Raw genomic sequence first — 17,031 nt, 5'->3', positions numbered from 1 at the left:
GCAGGTGATGAATCCAGGTGAAAAAGTCATCCGCGCGGACAGATGAGGCGGTGCTTCCGCCATGCCCTCCGCACGGATGACATTAGACCCATAACTGATATCATTGTCAACTATGAGATGTACATCTAAAATATGAAGAAACTGCGAATTGGGAGGCAGGATTGCCAGATGTCCCTAACCTGAGTGCGAGGCATCGGCCACCGATCAAGGGGCCGGGCGCGAGCCGCGCGCCGATGACGGGGCAATCGCCCCGTCGAGCCCGACGCAAGCACGAGACGCGTGTCCGGCTGCTCAACGCCGCATTCGTGCTGGTAGCGAAAAAGGGAATGGACGGCGTTACGATCAACGAGATCACCGAGGCCGCCGACGTGGGTTTCGGCTCTTTCTACAATCACTTCGACTCGAAGGAAGGGATCTTCGCTGCACTCGGCGACTGGCTTTTCGACGAATTCGGAAAGACGCTCGATCACGTTGTCAGCGGACTCTCCGACCCGGCAGAAGTGATCGCCGTGTCGGTACGCCACACGCTCATGCGCGCCTGCCGTGAACCGGTCTGGGGACAACTGCTGATACGCGAAGGGCTGTCCGCGCGCGCGCTCAGCAGGGGGCTTGGTCAACGGCTATTGAGAGATACTGCGAAAGGGATTTCAGAAAAGCGCTTCACGGTGGCCGATGTCTTAATGTGCGTTATTTCAGTGATTGGCACTGTGCTCGCTGCGGTCGCTGCTGAGCTTGACCTGTCAGGGTCACCCAAGCCGGCGAATCGTTTGCGCAAGGTCCTCCGGACCCGAGCCGAACAGTTCGCCGAGGACACAGCGGCCATCGTTTTGCAGGCGTTCGGCCTCAAATACCTGGAGGCGGAGAGGATCGCCCGGTGCCCACTGCCCGCGACGTCACAGAACGTGATCGACTGACGGGAAGTGGCACTGCGCCAGGCCATCAATGCATACGCCCGCTCTTTAGCTCAAGCAGACGCTCCAGTTCCAGCAACGCGTCGCCCAGCACGTCAATAGCACTGTTGGGCGTGGACGCCGTCGCAGCACTGCGAAGCGCCTCCTGAACGATCTGATGGACGTTTTCCGGTTTCGCCTTACCGCTCCTGGCGATCAAATACTTTTCCACTAGTACTCCTATAGGTATAACGATAGGTGGCGCTGGAAAGTATATGTGCGTCAGACGTTGAAACGACGAACGCAATTGTCTGTTGTCGCTTCGCGAATCAACGGCCGCAGACTTAAGTCTGTTCACAATTGATCCCCGGCCTTAACGCGGTTCAACACTCAATGTCGTGCCCACGCCACCCGTTCTTGTCGCATACGGGTGAAAGCCGCCTTAAAAATCTGCTTAATTAATCGTTTGCAAATTTTCATGCAAGCAAGTCCCGTCCTCACTGAACCAAGGAAACGCCTACTTAACCAACGTTGTTGCGGTGGCACAACTCGTTATGGAAACGATACGTATGCCGGTCGTCTCGCCACAGGTCGCAAAGTCAAATCGCCGCTCAATTGCTGCAATTTGATGAAAGAACCCATTCTCTTGCAGCACTTATTTTCAAGGGCGATTCGGCTTCTGCGCCGGGCGCGGCTATAGACTGGCGCGATCGTTTCTCTCACGTCATCGAGTGGCATCTCATGAAGAAGATTTCCATTGCCGTCGCCGTTTGCGCAGCATCTGCAGCGTCCGCGGCCAGTGCTCAGAGCTCGGTCACCCTGTACGGCCTGATCGACGCGGGCATCTCCTATACGAACAACGTCCAGAACGGCGCGCCCAGCCACGGTAGCTCGCGCGTCGCACTCGCGAGCGGCAATATCAGCGGCAGCCGCTTCGGCCTGCGCGGCAGCGAGGACCTGGGCGGCGGTCTGCATGCGATCTTCGTGCTCGAAAACGGCTTCAACGTCAACAACGGCACACTCGGCCAGGGTGGTCGCATGTTCGGCCGTCAAGCGTTTGTCGGCCTGACCGGCGATCAATACGGCACCTTGACGATGGGGCGCCAGTATGACTCGATGGTCGATTACGTCTCGCCGCTGTCCGGCACGGCGGGCACGTTCGGCGACTCTGGCTTCGCGCACGTGTACGACAACGACAACCTGCAACATACTGTCCGCTTCAGCAACTCGGTGAAATTTTCCAGTATCGACTACGCCGGCTTCAAGTTTGGCGGCATGTACGCATTCAGCAACAGCACCAGCTTCGCCGTCGATCGTGCGTACAGTGCTGGCGCGAGCTACAACAACGGCCCGCTGCGACTGGCAGCGGCCTACCTCCAGATCAACGGCTCGGCAGCGGCGAGCACCCCTGCCGGAACAGCGAATCAGAACGTTGCGGCCGACCCCAGCGAGTTCAAGGCGACCGCGGGCGGCGGCAACCTGACGGCGAATGTGCAGCGCACGGTCGGTGCAGGCATCGGCTACACGTTCGGCCCGGCGGCGGTCAACTTCGTCTACACGCACAGCCAGTACCAGAACACGTCCGCGTTCGGCCTGAACCCGGTGAGCGGTTCGACTCACTTCGACAACTATGAACTGAACGTCAAGTACGCACTCACGCCGGCGCTGAATCTTGGCCTCATGGATACTTTCACGGACGGTCATCTGAACGGAGTGAGCAAGTCGAACATCGGCTCCGATCCGAAGTGGAATCAGGTCAACGCGATTGCGCGCTACTCGCTGTCGAAGCGCACGGAAGTGTATGGAGAAGCGATGTACCAGCGCGCGATCGGTCACAACAACGTCGCAGTGATGTACAACGCCGGCGGTTTCTCGGCGACGAGCAATCAGGTGATGGCTGCGATCGGCATGCTGACCCGCTTCTAAGCGGCCGCCAGAACCTTCATACCGCGGCCACCGAGCCGGATTGTTGTACCCGGACTGCGAGAGGAATATCGCATTCGGCATTGGCGTAGAACATTGCCCGCCACGTTGGCGGGCAATTTTTTCATCAGCTGCCGCTGCGCACTTACGGTTGCACAAGCTACGAGGTGGAGTCCTTCGGCTCAACTCGAATCGACATCACCGTGGAACCACGCTGCGGTTCATTGCCCGTTCTGAGCGGACGTTCGTCCTTTGGTGCCATTGACTGGCGCAATGATACCGAAGAGTCCATTGGACTCCTTGTTGGGCCCCGCCGAAAAGTACAGCGCGTCCGGGCTTGAATTGCGCCCGCCTCCGAGCGTCAGCGTCCACAGACCGTCAATAGCCAGTGGATTGCCGAACTCGTTCTCCAGTTGATCGACGAACGTGCCGTCGTTGTCGAAGACATTGATTCGGCCGTTGCCGAAGTTGCCAACGAGGATCTTCCCGCTGAAGCGCCCGAACGCAAACGACGCTCGCGTTACGCCCCAGGGCGAGTCGAGCGTCCCCTGGCTCGCAAAGCGGCGCAGCAGGTGGCCGTCGGTATCGAATACATCGACGAATCCATGACCGCGGCCTGCAACGTCGTCATGCTTCGGACCGTCTTGCTGCGCATAGGTGACAAAAAGGTCCCCGTCGATGTTCGCGATACCAAACGGGGCGTAGCCGGCCGGCATGTTCGGGTCGGCGAAGCCACCGTCGGTCGTCGCGGGCGTGAACAACCCGTTCGAACCGTTCGGTCCGAATACATCGATCCGGCCCGCACGGAAGTTCGTCGCAAAGAGGAATCCCCCTTGCGCGTTCACTCCGAAGACGAGCCCCTTGTAGACGGCCCCGCTGGCGGCGGAGGGATTGGACGAGTTATCGACCGCGATGACAGCATTGTTCGCCGGATTCAACCCACCGGCCCAGGCGGAAATCGTGCCGTCTTCGGTCGCGAAGATGAATACGGCCGGGATGTTGGTACCTGGGACGAGAAAAGACGACGAAGGATTCCAAACTATCCCCGTGGGTGCCGCGGGCGTGGGTTTCGGTGGATTGCTGGGAAAGACGGGATGGCAGGCGCCGGCCGGTATGACGTTGCCTGGCAGCGGGATGGAGACCTGCAGCGCCACCTTTGTGCCCTGGCCGTCATACAGCGTGGAGCAGCCGGTGGCATTGTCGTTGATCCAGAACGGACTTCCTGCCGGACTAAAGGCGATACCCCAGGCGTTCTGCAGGACCCCGTCGACCTTCGGGGCAGAGCCTGCCAGGTTGGATACAAGCGGTGTGACGACGTAAGCTTCATCGGCGGCAGCATGCCCGATTGTGAAACCGGCGGCTAAGACGATCACGGCCGCCGCTTTGAGACCCCACGAGATCTGAGACATAACTTCCCTCCGCGTCTGACTGGCGAAATATCGCCGCAGGTTAAACGACCGCTGTTCTTCAAATATTCCCGCTCGACGCAAAAAATTTCCGCCAGCCACCGCATCCACAAGCCGTCATCACCTGGCGCGTCTGCTTCCTCAACGCGGTTGTAAGCCTTGCGCCATGTTCGTGTCACGCCGGGGTGTGATTCTCCGCTGGCAACCGGGCAAGCGCACGTATTCAAACATCAACGCTCTGTGCCTGGCTCCGGTCGTTGCACGGTCGTCCGCCTCAATTCCGTAAGCCAACATGTCTGCCTCCGGTTCGGTTCACCGTTCCGAGGCCCGGCCGCGTATTGAATCAGGACTGCTACTTTTAAACCGATAACATCTATCCAATGAGAATGAGGGGAACATGAGCAATACGACTTTGCGCCTGCTGCCTATCGCCGCCATCGCCTCGGTTTTGTGCGCATGTGGCGGTTCGAACCACAACAGCACTCCCGCCAGCACGTCGAACGCATCGACCGGCCCCTATACCGCGGGCAATCTGCTGGTGTCGCGCTCGGTCTACGACGCGGGCTTCACCGTGGCGGGCCAACTGCCGAACAACGGCAATCCTGAAGGCACGGGCACGGCCGCTGCGGCGGTCACCGCGGTGACGCCGGGCGGCTTCCCGAACGTATTTACGAATGATGCGAACGACCCCAACTTCGGCGTCACGGCCGAGATCTATCTCGACCAATGGGCGCCGGGCGCCACCAGCGCCGCGCAGACCACGGACATCACGGCAATGGCCAGGCAGAGCGGCTTCGACTTCTCGACGAGCTTCCCGTCGAAATCGGAACTTGGCATGAACGTCTCGCTCGACAAGAGCGCGATCACGTTCATGGGCTACAACGCGCCTATCGATCAGGTCGACATTTCGAACTCGAACACGCCGGGCGTGATCGATCCGACCAACACCGACGTGGCCGCACCGACCTACCGCACGGTCGCGCAGCTGAACCTCGCCAGCAACACGCTGTCGTTCACGCGCACCAACGCCTACGCAGGCAACAACGGCCGCGCAGCGGTGCTCGCCAACGGCATGTACTACATGGTCGGCAACGCAGGCAACTCGGGCTCGAACCCGAACCCGACCTACGGCACGCTCGACACCCTGACGATGGACACCGGTGTCCAGAGCATCGTGCCCGGTAGCGCCTGCGCCTTCACGCAGGTCATTGGCGCATTCAATACGGGCAACGGCAGCACCTACACGCCGGCCGCTGCAGGCACCGCGTGCTCGCTCGCGAGCCTCGGCACCATCACGGACTCGCTTTCGGCCCAGGTGTTCAGCAAGAAGACCAACGCTGGCGGCAACCAGTTCGGCTTTACGCTCGCCTCGGTTGCCGGCCAGGTGTTCGACAAGACCGGCAAGGACGACAATCTGCGCGGCCTCTTCGTCGATCCGAACGGCACGATGTATGTGTCGAAGGGCAGCGGCGGCAACGGCGTGAACACGGTCTACCAGGTCGGCGCGGCAGGTGCGCTCGCCAACGGTGGCAAGCTCCCGCAGAACGCGTCGATGACCATCGTGCCGGGCTTCCCGACCACGAGCGCGGCCACGCTCACCGCCTCCTCGGCCACGACCACGCCGCCGGCATGGACGCTTTCGCAGGGCGTGGGTTACCCGTTCGGTATGTGGGTGCCGTCGAACAACACGAACCTCATGTTCGTGGCCGACGAAGGCGATGGCGGCACCAGCGCGTACGCACCGAGCGGCAGCGGCGGCCTGTGGGTGTACCAGCAGTCGGGCGGCACGTGGACGGCGATCGCGCACATCACGCAAGGCCTGAACCTGGGCCAGCCTTATACGATCACCGACACAGCCGGCACCTACGGCACCGCGGGCGCGAACTACACGACCACGCCGGACGGTCTGCGCAACGTCACGGGCCAGATCAATAGCGATGGTTCGTACACGCTTTACGCGGTCACCTCGACGATCGGCAACAGCCTCGGCACGACGTTCGACGCAGGCGCCGACTCGAACCAGCTCGTTACGCTCAAGCTGAGCGTGAGCGGTCAGACGGTCACGACGAGCGGCTTCACCGTCATGCAGACCGCCCCGTACGGCCAGGTGCTGCGCGGCGTAACGCTCGTTCCGGCGAAATCGTAAGCTGAGCAAGCGCAGGCGTCCGCAGGTGCTTAAAAAATAGCGACAAGACGGCCTCCTCCTCGAGCGAGGCCGTTTTTCATGGTGGCGTAAGCAATGTAAGCAGTTCTTCCTGGAACTGAAACACTTCCCCTTCACAATCCCTTGCTTTTCGGTGCGCGCGCAACAATCGACGCGACCGGAAAAGCCAGTTTTTCCCACGCCTCTCATTCCCGCCCCGACTCCTTAACTTCGTAAGATTGCCATCACGGTCGATTAACTCCTTGTGCATACGATTGCAGCGTTACTCAAGCAGAGCGTCAATCGAAAGCAAGGACTACTACGGATGACACACCCTCACCCGCGGCTGCGCAGAAAGCCGCTTGCACAACTCATTCTGGCTTCGCTTTGCACGACGGGCGCCCCGCTCGCCTTCGCGCAATCCAGCGGAGATCTCGGCTCCGTTCAGAGCACCGCGACTTCATCAGCCGCCGTGAGCGACACCGGCGCATCGTCCAACCCGCAGTCGGCTCCCGCGCAAGCGCCCACACAGGGCTCGCTCACCGCGACCGAGCCGAAGTCGATCATCAACCGGAATTACATCCAGAACAGCACACCGCCCACGTCGAACTACAGCGACATCCTGCAGATCGCACCGAGCGTTTCGAGCATCAACCCGAACGGCCCGGGCCTCATGGAAACCCAGAGCCTGTCGATCCGCGGGTTCCAGGACGGCCAGTACAACGTGACGTTCGACGGCATTCCGTTCGGCGACTCGAACGACTTCACGCACCATTCGACGTCGTTCTTCAGCTCGCAGACGATCGGCAGCCTTGCCGTCGACCGCGGCCCCGGTGACGCTTCGCAAATCGGCTTCGCTACGTTCGGCGGCACTGTCGCCATCACGTCGATCGAGCCGTCGCTCACGCCCGCTTTCAGCGTGCTGGGTTCGTACGGCAGCTGGAACACCTGGCTCGCGGGGGCGCAGTTCAATACCGGCGACCTCCAGCAATGGGGCGATGCGCGCGCCGTGGTCGGCTACAACCACTCCAGCAGCGACGGGTATCTGAACGATGTCGGGCAGCGGCGCGACAATGTCTATTTCAAGCTCGACAAACCGATCGGCGACAACACGGTGGTCACGCTGTTCGCAACCTACAACCGGATCTACCAGAACACGTCGCTCGGCGCGACGGCGGCGCAGATCCGCGAATTCGGCCCCAACTTCGCGCTGAACAACGACCCGACGAGCCAGGCCTACTCAGGCTACAACTTCGACCGCATCAATACCGACTTCGAGTACATCGGAGTGCAAACGTTACTGGGCGGCTGGAAACTCGACAACAAGCTGTACACGTACGGCTATTACCACGACGGCTTCAACGGCCTCGACCCCAACGGCGAGACGCCGAACGGCACCAGCTTCGGCCCGAACAACGTGCCGGCCACGCAGATGGCCAACAACTATCGCGCGTTTGGCGACGTGTTCAACGCACAGCGGGAACTCGGCCCCGGCACGCTGCAGATGGGCGGCTGGCTCACGCATCAGTCGAACTTCCGCGACAACATGAACGTGGACGCCTCGCTGAACTTCGCGCTCGAGCAGTTGAACTTCACGATGCACGACGATCTGCTCACGTTCCAGCCGTATATCCAGTACGCGTGGAAGCTGCCGTACGGGCTCACGCTCACGCCCGGCGTGAAGTACGTGTCGTTTAGCCGGAGCATCGACTCGCCGCTCAATCAGAAGACCGGCGAGCCGCTGGACTTCAGCCATACGTGGTCGAAGGTGCTTCCTTCCGTCACGCTGCACGATCAGATCAACCGCAACTGGAGCGCCTATGTGCAGTACGCTCAGGGCTTTCTCGCGCCGAATCTGAACGTTTTCTACGTGCCGGACCCTTCGGCATCGGGACAGCCCGACCCCGAGCGTACCGACAACTACCAGATCGGCACGACCTGGAAGTCGGACCGCTTTACGGTATCCGCCGACCTCTACTACATCAACTTCCGCAACGCCGTGACGAGCACGACGATCGGCGGCAATACGATCTTCTCTAACGCCGGTGGCGCGGTCTACAAGGGCTTCGAGACCGAAGCGACGTTCTACGCCGGCTACGGCTTCAGCCTGTACGGCAACCTGACCTTCAATTCGGCGAAGCAGAAGAGCACCGGCGACTGGATGCCGAATGCGCCGCAACAAACGGCCGCGCTTGGCGTGATCTACGACCGCGGCCCGCTGCACGGCTCACTCATAGGCAAGTTCGTCGGCCACCAGTATGGCGATACCGGCAACCAGCAGCCCATTGGCGGCTACATGGTCACGAATCTCGCCGGCGCGTACACGATCAAGTCGCCGACTACCTGGATGCGCAACACGCGAATCGGCCTCGAGATCGACAACCTCTTCAACCGGACGAGCATCAACGGGCTCGCAGGCTACACCGTCGCGGACAACACGCCGCTTTACTGGACCATTCCGGGTCGCGCGGTCTTCGCGACGGTGTCCACCGACTTTTAACTTTGACTGGAGTTCCCTTCCATGACTGCCGACACTCTGATGAAACTAGCGAGCGATTCGGGCGGCGTGTTGTACGTCATCGCGGCGATGCTGTTCGTTGCACTGACACTGATCGTCGAGCGCACCTGGTTCCTGCAACGCGTGGCCGCCAGCGGCCGTACGGTCCTCAATCAGCTCGACCGGTCCGGCCGCGTCGATACGGCCACGCTTTCGACGCTGGCGGCCCGCTATCGCGAGCTGCCGGTGGGGCGGCTTCTGTCTGGCGCCGCGCGTATGGGCGGCGAGCACAACCGCGACACGCTCACGGCGTCGCTCGATGAAACGATCATGCGTGAAGCCCCGCGCATCGACCGCTTCCTGTGGGTGCTCGACACCATCGTGACGCTCGCGCCGCTGCTTGGCCTGTTCGGCACGATCGTCGGCATGTTTCACGCGTTTCAGGTGCTCTCGAATCCCGGCAACGCGCCCACGCAGGTGACGGGTGGTGTTGCCGAAGCGCTCGTGGCAACCGCATCCGGCATTTTCGTTGCGATGATCGGCCTGTTGTTCTTCAACGGTCTGCATAACCGTGTGCGGCTCGCCGCGCATCAGCTCGAAACGCTGAAAGTGTCGCTCGTCAACCGCATGGCGGGCCATGCGCACGAGGCGCGCTTCGAGGCCGGCGAGAATGCGCGTGACACGGTACATGGTGTGGCCGCGATCGCCCCGCAGGGAGCGTGACGATGAAGTATTTTGAAGCACGCAAAGCGCGCATCGAGATCATCCCGATGATCGACATCATGTTCTTTCTGCTGGTGTTCTTCATCATGATCACGCTGCACATGATTCCGAACGCGGGTCTCGCCACGCAGCTGCCATCCAGTTCGACCACGCAAACGTTGCCGCCGCCGAAGGTGACGGTCACGCTCGCCGAGGACGGCGCGCTTTCGGTCGACGGCCGCACGCTCACGCCCGCGCAGCTCACGGCGTTGCTGGCCGCGCAGGCTGACCCGTCGCATACCGTCGTGACGATTGCGGGCGCGGGCACCACACGCCTGCAGTATCTGGTCACGACGATGGACGCGAGCCGCGCCGCCGGCGTGAGCCAGGTCGGCCTCGCGGCCCAGCCGGCGGCGAAGTGACATGACAACCTTGTCCACCGCACGCCTCGCGCCGGAAAAGCACCGCCTGTACGCGGCGGCGGCTGTCGCGCTGGTCGTGGAAAGTGCGTTGCTCGCGGGTGCGTGGTTCATGCTCCGGCAGAAAAGCGCCGAGCCGCCGCCTCAGCGGCCGCCTACGCTGCTTGCGCTGACGAGCGCACCGGTGCCGCAGCCCGCGCCCGCTGCAGTTCCCGTTACAACGCCGGTTCCGAAGCCGCAGCCGCCGCATCCGGCGGTTCAGCCGCCACGGCCTCGAGAGACGCCGCCGGTGCGCCGCGTGGTGCATGCCGCTGCGCGGCAGCACGCAGAGGCGCCGCAGCCGAACGTGCCGATACCAGCGCCAACTCCGGCGCCGGCGACCGCGCCAACGGCCGCACCGCCCGAACCGGCGCCGCCGCCCGCGCCTGCTGTTCCGCCCGCGCCCGCACGCGCCAGTGTCAGCTTCGAAAGCGCGCTACGCGCCGCGATCCAGGCCGCGCTGCACTACCCGGAGTCGGCACGCATGGCGGGCATGTCAGGGCGAACGCGCGTCGCGTTCCAGTACCGCGACGGCGTCGTGTCGGGCGCCACGGTCCTCGTGTCCAGCGGCATCGGCCTGCTCGACCGCGCCGCGCTGGCCGCCGTGCATGACGCCAACTATCCGATGCCGGAATCCGACTTCGCAGGAAAAACTCTTACCGAACAACTATGGGTCAACTTCAATCTCGCCGATCAGGAATGAATCGTCTGCTGCCTTCCATGGTCACCACGCTCGCCGCCGCGCTCGCCGGCGCTTTCGCCCTCTTGACGGGCAGCGCCGCAGCCGCCGCTTCGTTGCCCGCGCAAGCGAACGTCCACCACGTGCTGCTCGTGAGCGTAGACGGCTTGCATGCGAGCGATCTCGCCCGCTTCGTTGCCGCGCATCCGGACAGCGAACTGGCGCAGCTTGCGGCGCAGGGCGTCAACTACACACACGCCCGCGCGGTCGTGCCGGCCGACTCCTTCCCCGGCCTGCTCGCACTCGTGACGGGCGGCACTCCCGCAGCCACCGGCGTCTACTACGACGACTCCTATGACCGCGCCCTCTCCCCTCCCGGCAGCGACTGCAGCCGCATGGGCACGCGCGTGCGCTACGACGAATCGCTCGACGAGGACGACGGCCACGGCCACGACATGATCGACCCGGCCAAGCTGCCGCGCGACCCGCGACACGGTTGCGCGCCCGTCTACCCGCACGCGTACCTGCGTGTGAACACAATTTTCGAGGCGGTGCGCGACGCGGGCGGCTACACCGCCTGGATCGACAAGCACCCGACCTACGAACTGGTGGAAGGCCCGTCCGGCCATGGTGTCGACGATCTGTTCCTGCCGGAGATCGGCGCGAACTACGAAGGCCTGAGCGACGCGAAGCCCCGCGAAATCACCGGCTCGCTCGCGAAAACCGAGGCTTATGACGACATGAAGGCGCGCGCCATCGTCAACGAGATCGATGGCCGCACTCACGACGGCAGCGCAGCGGCAACCGTGCCGAACGTGTTCGGCCTGAACCTGCAATCGGTCAACGTCGCCCAGAAAATCTACGGCTATCGCGACGCCAACGGCGAGCTCACGCCAGGTCTCGACGGCGCGATCGCGCATGTCGATGCACAGTTGCGCAGCTTCCTGAGTGAACTCGACAGACAGCACCTGCGCGACGACACGCTCGTGATCGTGACTGCCAAGCACGGCAACGGGCCGATCGATCGAGCACGCCTCGACAAGATCGACGAGGCGCGCCTCGCTGGCGTGATCGACCAGGCAGCGCCCGGCGCGCTCGCGCAACTGACCACGGACCACGGCGCGCTCGTCTGGCTGCGCCACCCGTCCGCCGCGCAAAGCATCACCGCCGCGCTGCGTGCGCATGCGCGCGAACTGGGTATCGTCGACGTCATCAGCGGTGAGCGTCTCGCGCTGCGGTTCCCCGCGCCCGCCGCCGATAGCCGCACGCCGGACATCGTGATCGTGTCGCGCAACGGCGTCATATTTACGCCGCCTCACGATGGTAAGCTCGCCGAACACGGGGGGTTCCACGACGACGACACCCATGTCGCGCTGCTCATATCGAGCCCACGGCTTGCACAAGCGGGCCGCAGCGTGACGTGGCCTGTATCGACGACCCAGGTCGCGCCATCGATACTCGCGGCGCTCGGCCTCCCGCCCGATGCACTACAGGCCGTCAAGCTCGAAGGCACACCGGTGCTGCCGGATACGCGCTGGACTGCGACGGGCTCGCTCGCCTATGACGACAAGAACGCCAACGCCGCAGCGCGGCCATCGACCCGCCAATGAGCCCCCGATGAGCAGTCCGTCCTCAAGCCGCTCCCGCGTTCTGGTCGTCGAAGACGACCCCGGCGCGGGGCTCGAAATCACCGCAGCGCTCGAAGACTACGGGTTCGACGCCGAATGCGTGCCCACCGGCTTTCATGGGCTGCTGCGCGCGACCAATGGCGATTTCGATGCCATCGTGCTGGATCGCATGCTGCCGGACCTCGACGGCCTGTCGATTCTCGCGACGTTGCGCAATATCGGCAAGGAAACGCCCGTGTTGATTCTGAGCGCGCTCGATGCGGTGGACGAACGCGTTCGGGGTTTGCGGGCGGGCGGCGACGACTATCTCGTCAAGCCATTTGACGGACTCGAGCTCACGGCGCGACTGAACGCGCTGCTGCGCCGCCGGTATGCGGCAACGAGCGGCACGCCCGCAGCGTCACTGCTACGGGTCGACGACCTCACGCTCGACACGCAAACGCGCATCGTGCGGCGCGGTGCACAGCTCGTCGAACTGAAGCCGCGCGAGTACAGCCTCCTCGAATACTTGATGCGTCACGCGGGCGAGGTGGTCACACGCGCGATGCTGCTCGAGTCAGTCTGGAACTATCACTTCAACACGCAGACGAACGTAATCGACATGCATATCAGCAACCTGCGCCGCAAGTTGAGCTTCAACGGGCGCCTCTCGGCGATGGTCGTTACGGTGCGCAACGCGGGCTACATCATCCATGCAACGGCTTAAGAGGCGCGGGCATGCGCGGATGAGGAGCGTCGGCTGGCTGCTGTTGGCGTTCGTCGGCTCGGCGATCATGCTCTTCGCGCTTCTCTACTGGCTCACGGGCAGCTATCTGCTGCACGAGGTCGACGAACGCCTGCGCGGCGAGTTTGCCGAGTTTCATGCGATCAGTCGCGACCAGGCGATCGCGACCATTGGCGCGCTCAGCCATCGGGACATTGCCAGCACGCGGCCCTATGGCGTGTTCGAGGCGAATGGCATACGGCTCGCGGGCAATGTCTCGATACTGCCGCCGCAGAAGGATCGCAAGCCATTCAACTATACGGAGACGATCCAGGACGGCAACCGCACCGTGACCACGCACTATCGCGGCATCATCATTCCGACCACGAGCGGGTTGCGCATCGTGGTCGGCCATTCGATCGACGAAGTGCTCAGCTTTGACCGCACCCTGCTCAAGACGCTGTGCGCCGGCGTGGCGCTGGCGAGCCTGCTCGCGCTCGCTTGCGGCGCGGCACTCAACCACCTCGCGAACCGCAGGATTGCGGCAATCGGCGAGACCGCCCGCGAAATCATGGCGGGCAAGCTGAATCGGCGGCTCCCGCAGCGCGGCACCAATGACGACCTCGACCACCTTGCCGCGATCGTCAACACGATGCTCGACGAGATCGAACGGCTAGTGGAGGAAGTGCGCGGCGTGTGTGCGGGCGTGGCGCACGATCTGCGCACGCCGATGACCTCCCTGCGTGCTGGACTCGAGCGATCACGCCGGCGCACGGGCACATCCGACGAGTACGCTCGCGCAATCGATGAGGCAATTGGCCAGTCGGACCTCGTGCTCAATCGCTTCAGCGCGCTGCTACGCATTGCGGAAGTCGAGTCCGGCAGCCGCCGCGCGAGTTTTCGAAGGGTCTCCCTCGACGCCGTGATGCGCGATGTCACCGAACTGTATGAGCCCCTTGCGGAGCATCGCGGCCTTTCGCTGACTCTGGATACGTCCATGCCAGTCGAAGTCAATGGGGACTTCGATCTCCTGTTCGGCGCAATCGAAAACCTTGTCGACAACGCGCTGAAGTTCACATCCGAAGGCGGTGCAGTCAAGCTGAGCGCGCGGATCGACGGCGGGCAACCCTTGCTCGTCGTAGCCGATACAGGGCACGGCATCGCACCTGCCGAGCGCGGTGCTGTGCTGCGGGCGTTCTATCGCGGACACACGTCCGGACGCTCAATCCCGGGCCATGGCCTTGGCCTGAGCCTCGTCGCCGCCATTGCGCGGGTTCATGACGCGGCCATCGAGATCCTGGACAACGAGCCCGGATGCAGGATGCAGTTGCGGTTTCCGAGGGCCGGGTAACCCGGTACCTTGTAGACCTTCGGGGATTCGCCATGGGGCGAAACATCCCGCAGAACGAGTGCTCCCGATGAAAGGGAGTCCCAGCGCGCTCCGGCATCCGCGCCCGGCATACGGTCTCGCGCTGCCAAGCCCGGTCGTTGGACGCGTGCTCGCTGGTATTGCGCATCCGCGGAGTAGTCCTGACAGAAGGCGGCCGCGTCTTGCGCTCCATTTGTTCGGCGCTCGCCGCTCTTCGATCGCTTTTCTCACAAGTCCCGACCCGCCACTGCCCCGTATCGAACCGCATCAGCCAGTCGACTCGACATTCGTTATAACATCGTAGACCGTGTTTTAACCGGTACCCTCTGGAGGCAGCATGCGACCCGACAGAATCATGTTTATCCGGCACGCGGATAAGCCCGCCGCAAATGAAGGTATGGGAATCGAAGCGGACGGCAAGCCTGACGCGGAGAGCCTTTGCGTTCGCGGTTGGCAGCGTGCTGGCGCTCTGGCACGATTCTTTTGCCCAATCGAGAAAGCGCATGCGGCGCAACTCAAACCAGCCACCGTATTCGCTGCGGGTGCAGGTCCTTCGAGCAAGAGCAAGCGGTCGATGCAAACTGTGGCGCCCCTTGTTTCGCTGCTGCGTGAGACGTCGCAGGTCGACTACGTCACGACTTATCTGAAAGACGACGGTCGAGCGCTAATGGCAGACGTACTCACTCGCGCGGGCGTCGTGTTGATTGCATGGGAGCACAAAGTGCTGCCGTCGCTCATCGGGCACATGCCGCGCGCGCCCATCGTCCCTGCAACGTGGCCCGATGACCGCTTCGACGTCGTATGGATATTCGATCGCACCGGGGACAACTGGTCATTTTCGCAGCTCCCTCAATTGCTCCTTGCGGGCGACTCGACCGCGCCGATCCGCTAGGCATTACTTTTTGGTTTCGGTCCGTTCTCGCATTACCTCAGATTGGTTTCATCCGATATTAAGAATCGGAGCATGCCGCAGCTTCAGATCGCGCAAAACTACAAGAGATATGACGGAAAGAGACCGTCATTCGTAAGTTTATTGCCGTTTGTTCCTGACTTCGGCGAAGAAAGCGGGCGCCCAATGTCTGCCCAAAAAATGGAGAAGCGGCATGGATGTTATCGTGATTGTGTAGCGGCTCATGCCACAAACCTGCCGTCCCTGAACATCGTCCCGATGCGATCCGGCAGTTCGCGTCACCACAGGAGGGCCCTTGAACGTGCCAACTTCGCAGATCCCATCCGCGCAACAACAAGCACTCGCGGTCGAACCGCAATCGATCGATGCACCCTGCTCGGCGGCCGCCGCTTTCCTCGTACTCGTGGTCAAGGACGACAACGCGTCGATCGCTCTCGCTCGATCCGTCATCGCCAGCACCGACGATCTTGTCAAAGACGTCCGGATTCGAGCCAGCGGTGGCCACTTTAGCTGTAACGTAGGGATCTCACATCGCGCCTGGGGGCCACTCACCGGGAAGCCGCTGCCGAAGGAGCTCAGACCGTTCCAGGAAGTACGGGGCGCGACTCACACCGCCGTCGCAACCGCGGGCGATCTGCTTTATCATGTACGCGCGGAATCGACGGACGTCATCGTCGAATTCGAAAGAATTCTCCTCGAAGCCTTCGGCACCGCAGTCGAAGTCATTGACGACGTGGCGGGATTCCGTTATTTCGACGGACGCGATCTGCTGGAATTCGTCGATGGCACCGCGAACCCCGATGGTCTCGATCTGCCCGACGCAACAATAATCGCGGAGGAAGACCCGGAATATGCCGGCGGCAGTTATGTCGTGATCCAGAAGTATCTGCACGACATGGCTGCCTGGCGAGCACAAAGCGTGGAGACGCAAGAAGCCATCATAGGTCGAAAAAAATTCGATAATGTCGAGCTGGCGGACGCGACGACGGGCCAGAAATCGCACAAGACGCTCTGCACCATTGAAGATGCAGACGGAGAACACGATATTCTCCGCGACAACATGCCGTTCGCCGCGCCGGGTCGTAACGAGTACGGCACCTATTTCATTGGCTATTCCCGCCATCTGTGGGTGATAGAAAAAATGCTCGAGCGAATGTTTATCGGTGATCCGCCACCGCTCCACGACCGGATTCTGGACTTCTCAAAGGCCGTAACGGGGGTGACGTTCTTTGCGCCGGCGCGACAATTTTTAAGCAGCATCGCAGGGTGATCGCGGCTACTTCCCGTCGCGTGGCGGAGTAAGTGAAAAGCGGGCGAAGTCAGCGGCCGGCATCGCGCTCGCTTTCCTCCTGTACCGTTAGGATTGCCTCGGGCAGTACCTTCAGTCGCTCGATGGGAATAGGTTTGCCGCTTCTATCGGAATACCCATAGGTGCCTTCGACGATCTTTTCAAGCGCACGCTGGATGTCGGCGATCCTGCGGTCGTTCACGCTGCGCAGCGCCTGATTGGCGATATCCTGCTCCATCTTCTGGGCATCGTCCTCGAACTCCCTCGCCTCGTCGCCGGACGCCTCCTCCTCCTTGCGCTCGGCCGAAATCGTCCCTTCTTCACCGCCGAGCACCTCGCGTTGCATCGCCAGCAAGCGCTGACGCTGATTCTCGATGAACGCTTCGCTCAATATCTGGCCAGTCATAGCGATTCTCCCGAAGATCCATCAATGAC

15 protein-coding genes are annotated in these 17,031 nt (G+C 62.3%); 12 read left to right on the top strand and 3 right to left on the bottom strand.

The genetic code is table 11. The annotated features are described in order from the left end of the window. Window positions 1–233 precede the first annotated feature (233 nt). Complete coding sequence (locus tag AB3X99_RS24475; RefSeq protein ID WP_368618413.1) at window positions 234–914, top strand: TetR/AcrR family transcriptional regulator; 681 nt, start codon at window positions 234–236, stop codon at window positions 912–914. Between the two features lie 25 nt (window positions 915–939). Here AB3X99_RS24475 and AB3X99_RS24470 read toward each other — a convergent pair whose 3' ends face one another. Continuing rightward, window positions 940–1,122, bottom strand: a complete 183-nt coding sequence (locus AB3X99_RS24470) for a hypothetical protein (RefSeq protein ID WP_069266298.1) — start codon at window positions 1,120–1,122, stop codon at window positions 940–942. Window positions 1,123–1,631: 509 nt separating this feature from the next. On the opposite strand from AB3X99_RS24470, the gene AB3X99_RS24465 reads away from it, so the two are divergent. Next, window positions 1,632–2,816 carry a porin gene (locus tag AB3X99_RS24465; RefSeq protein WP_368603006.1) on the top strand — a complete coding sequence of 395 codons (1,185 nt, stop codon included), beginning with the start codon at window positions 1,632–1,634 and terminating at the stop codon, window positions 2,814–2,816. 218 nt (window positions 2,817–3,034) lie between these two features. On the opposite strand, the gene AB3X99_RS24460 is transcribed toward AB3X99_RS24465, so the two are convergent. Further along, a complete protein-coding gene (locus tag AB3X99_RS24460; RefSeq protein WP_368618412.1) occupies window positions 3,035–4,222 on the bottom strand; it encodes a TIGR03118 family protein in 1,188 nt (395 codons plus the stop codon). Between the two features lie 394 nt (window positions 4,223–4,616). Between AB3X99_RS24460 and AB3X99_RS24455 the strand changes: the two genes are divergently transcribed. The 10 genes from AB3X99_RS24455 (at window position 4,617) to AB3X99_RS24410 (ending at window position 16,578) form a co-directional block, all read left to right on the top strand. Then, the gene (locus AB3X99_RS24455; RefSeq protein WP_368618411.1) at window positions 4,617–6,365 is read left to right on the top strand and encodes a hypothetical protein; all 1,749 of its coding nucleotides are present in this window, start codon (window positions 4,617–4,619) and stop codon (window positions 6,363–6,365) included. A 322-nt stretch (window positions 6,366–6,687) separates the two neighbouring features. Next, window positions 6,688–8,862, top strand: coding sequence for a TonB-dependent receptor (locus tag AB3X99_RS24450; protein ID WP_368618410.1), 2,175 nt, complete (start codon window positions 6,688–6,690; stop codon window positions 8,860–8,862). A gap of 21 nt (window positions 8,863–8,883) precedes the next feature. Next, window positions 8,884–9,582 carry a MotA/TolQ/ExbB proton channel family protein gene (locus AB3X99_RS24445; protein WP_368618409.1) on the top strand — a complete coding sequence of 233 codons (699 nt, stop codon included), beginning with the start codon at window positions 8,884–8,886 and terminating at the stop codon, window positions 9,580–9,582. A 2-nt stretch (window positions 9,583–9,584) separates the two neighbouring features. Next, window positions 9,585–9,983 (top strand): ExbD/TolR family protein, encoded by a 399-nt coding sequence (locus tag AB3X99_RS24440; protein WP_368618408.1) that lies wholly within the window; start codon window positions 9,585–9,587, stop codon window positions 9,981–9,983. A 1-nt stretch (window position 9,984) separates the two neighbouring features. Continuing rightward, on the top strand, window positions 9,985–10,722 hold the full coding sequence (locus AB3X99_RS24435; RefSeq protein WP_368618407.1) for an energy transducer TonB: 738 nt from the start codon (window positions 9,985–9,987) through the stop codon (window positions 10,720–10,722). Then, window positions 10,719–12,308 (top strand): alkaline phosphatase family protein, encoded by a 1,590-nt coding sequence (locus tag AB3X99_RS24430; RefSeq protein ID WP_368618406.1) that lies wholly within the window; start codon window positions 10,719–10,721, stop codon window positions 12,306–12,308. The genes AB3X99_RS24435 and AB3X99_RS24430 overlap by 4 nt, the downstream gene beginning before the upstream one ends. 7 nt (window positions 12,309–12,315) lie before the next feature. Beyond that, window positions 12,316–13,032, top strand: a complete 717-nt coding sequence (locus AB3X99_RS24425; RefSeq protein ID WP_368618405.1) for a response regulator transcription factor — start codon at window positions 12,316–12,318, stop codon at window positions 13,030–13,032. A gap of 19 nt (window positions 13,033–13,051) precedes the next feature. Further along, entirely contained in the window at window positions 13,052–14,380 is a 1,329-nt protein-coding gene (locus AB3X99_RS24420; protein ID WP_368618404.1) for a sensor histidine kinase, read from the top strand. 592 nt (window positions 14,381–14,972) lie between these two features. Then, the gene (locus tag AB3X99_RS24415) at window positions 14,973–15,290 is read left to right on the top strand and encodes a hypothetical protein (RefSeq protein ID WP_368618403.1); all 318 of its coding nucleotides are present in this window, start codon (window positions 14,973–14,975) and stop codon (window positions 15,288–15,290) included. Between the two features lie 319 nt (window positions 15,291–15,609). Next, the gene (locus tag AB3X99_RS24410; protein WP_368618493.1) at window positions 15,610–16,578 is read left to right on the top strand and encodes a Dyp-type peroxidase; all 969 of its coding nucleotides are present in this window, start codon (window positions 15,610–15,612) and stop codon (window positions 16,576–16,578) included. Window positions 16,579–16,627: 49 nt separating this feature from the next. Here the strand turns inward: AB3X99_RS24410 and AB3X99_RS24405 are convergent, their stop codons facing one another. Continuing rightward, the gene (locus AB3X99_RS24405; RefSeq protein WP_368618402.1) at window positions 16,628–17,002 is read right to left on the bottom strand and encodes a TraR/DksA family transcriptional regulator; all 375 of its coding nucleotides are present in this window, start codon (window positions 17,000–17,002) and stop codon (window positions 16,628–16,630) included. Window positions 17,003–17,031 lie beyond the last annotated feature (29 nt).

Source organism: Paraburkholderia sp. BR10882 (assembly GCF_040948855.1).
In the GTDB taxonomy this organism is placed as follows: Bacteria; Pseudomonadota; Gammaproteobacteria; order Burkholderiales; family Burkholderiaceae; genus Paraburkholderia; species Paraburkholderia nodosa_A.
Note: the sequence above shows the minus strand (reverse complement) of the source record. Positions and strands in the feature narration are given on the sequence as shown.

What these genes read in the sequence shown, in the direction of transcription:
- AB3X99_RS24475 (WP_368618413.1), top strand. Translation starts at nt 234, where the DNA reads ATGACGGGGCAATCGCCCCGTCGAGCCCGACGCAAGCACGAGACGCGT.
- AB3X99_RS24465 (WP_368603006.1), top strand. Translation starts at nt 1,632, where the DNA reads ATGAAGAAGATTTCCATTGCCGTCGCCGTTTGCGCAGCATCTGCAGCG.
- AB3X99_RS24460 (WP_368618412.1), bottom strand. Translation starts at nt 4,222, where the DNA reads ATGTCTCAGATCTCGTGGGGTCTCAAAGCGGCGGCCGTGATCGTCTTA.
- AB3X99_RS24455 (WP_368618411.1), top strand. Translation starts at nt 4,617, where the DNA reads ATGAGCAATACGACTTTGCGCCTGCTGCCTATCGCCGCCATCGCCTCG.
- AB3X99_RS24450 (WP_368618410.1), top strand. Translation starts at nt 6,688, where the DNA reads ATGACACACCCTCACCCGCGGCTGCGCAGAAAGCCGCTTGCACAACTC.
- AB3X99_RS24445 (WP_368618409.1), top strand. Translation starts at nt 8,884, where the DNA reads ATGACTGCCGACACTCTGATGAAACTAGCGAGCGATTCGGGCGGCGTG.
- AB3X99_RS24440 (WP_368618408.1), top strand. Translation starts at nt 9,585, where the DNA reads ATGAAGTATTTTGAAGCACGCAAAGCGCGCATCGAGATCATCCCGATG.
- AB3X99_RS24435 (WP_368618407.1), top strand. Translation starts at nt 9,985, where the DNA reads ATGACAACCTTGTCCACCGCACGCCTCGCGCCGGAAAAGCACCGCCTG.
- AB3X99_RS24430 (WP_368618406.1), top strand. Translation starts at nt 10,719, where the DNA reads ATGAATCGTCTGCTGCCTTCCATGGTCACCACGCTCGCCGCCGCGCTC.
- AB3X99_RS24425 (WP_368618405.1), top strand. Translation starts at nt 12,316, where the DNA reads ATGAGCAGTCCGTCCTCAAGCCGCTCCCGCGTTCTGGTCGTCGAAGAC.
- AB3X99_RS24420 (WP_368618404.1), top strand. Translation starts at nt 13,052, where the DNA reads ATGAGGAGCGTCGGCTGGCTGCTGTTGGCGTTCGTCGGCTCGGCGATC.
- AB3X99_RS24415 (WP_368618403.1), top strand. Translation starts at nt 14,973, where the DNA reads ATGCAAACTGTGGCGCCCCTTGTTTCGCTGCTGCGTGAGACGTCGCAG.
- AB3X99_RS24405 (WP_368618402.1), bottom strand. Translation starts at nt 17,002, where the DNA reads ATGACTGGCCAGATATTGAGCGAAGCGTTCATCGAGAATCAGCGTCAG.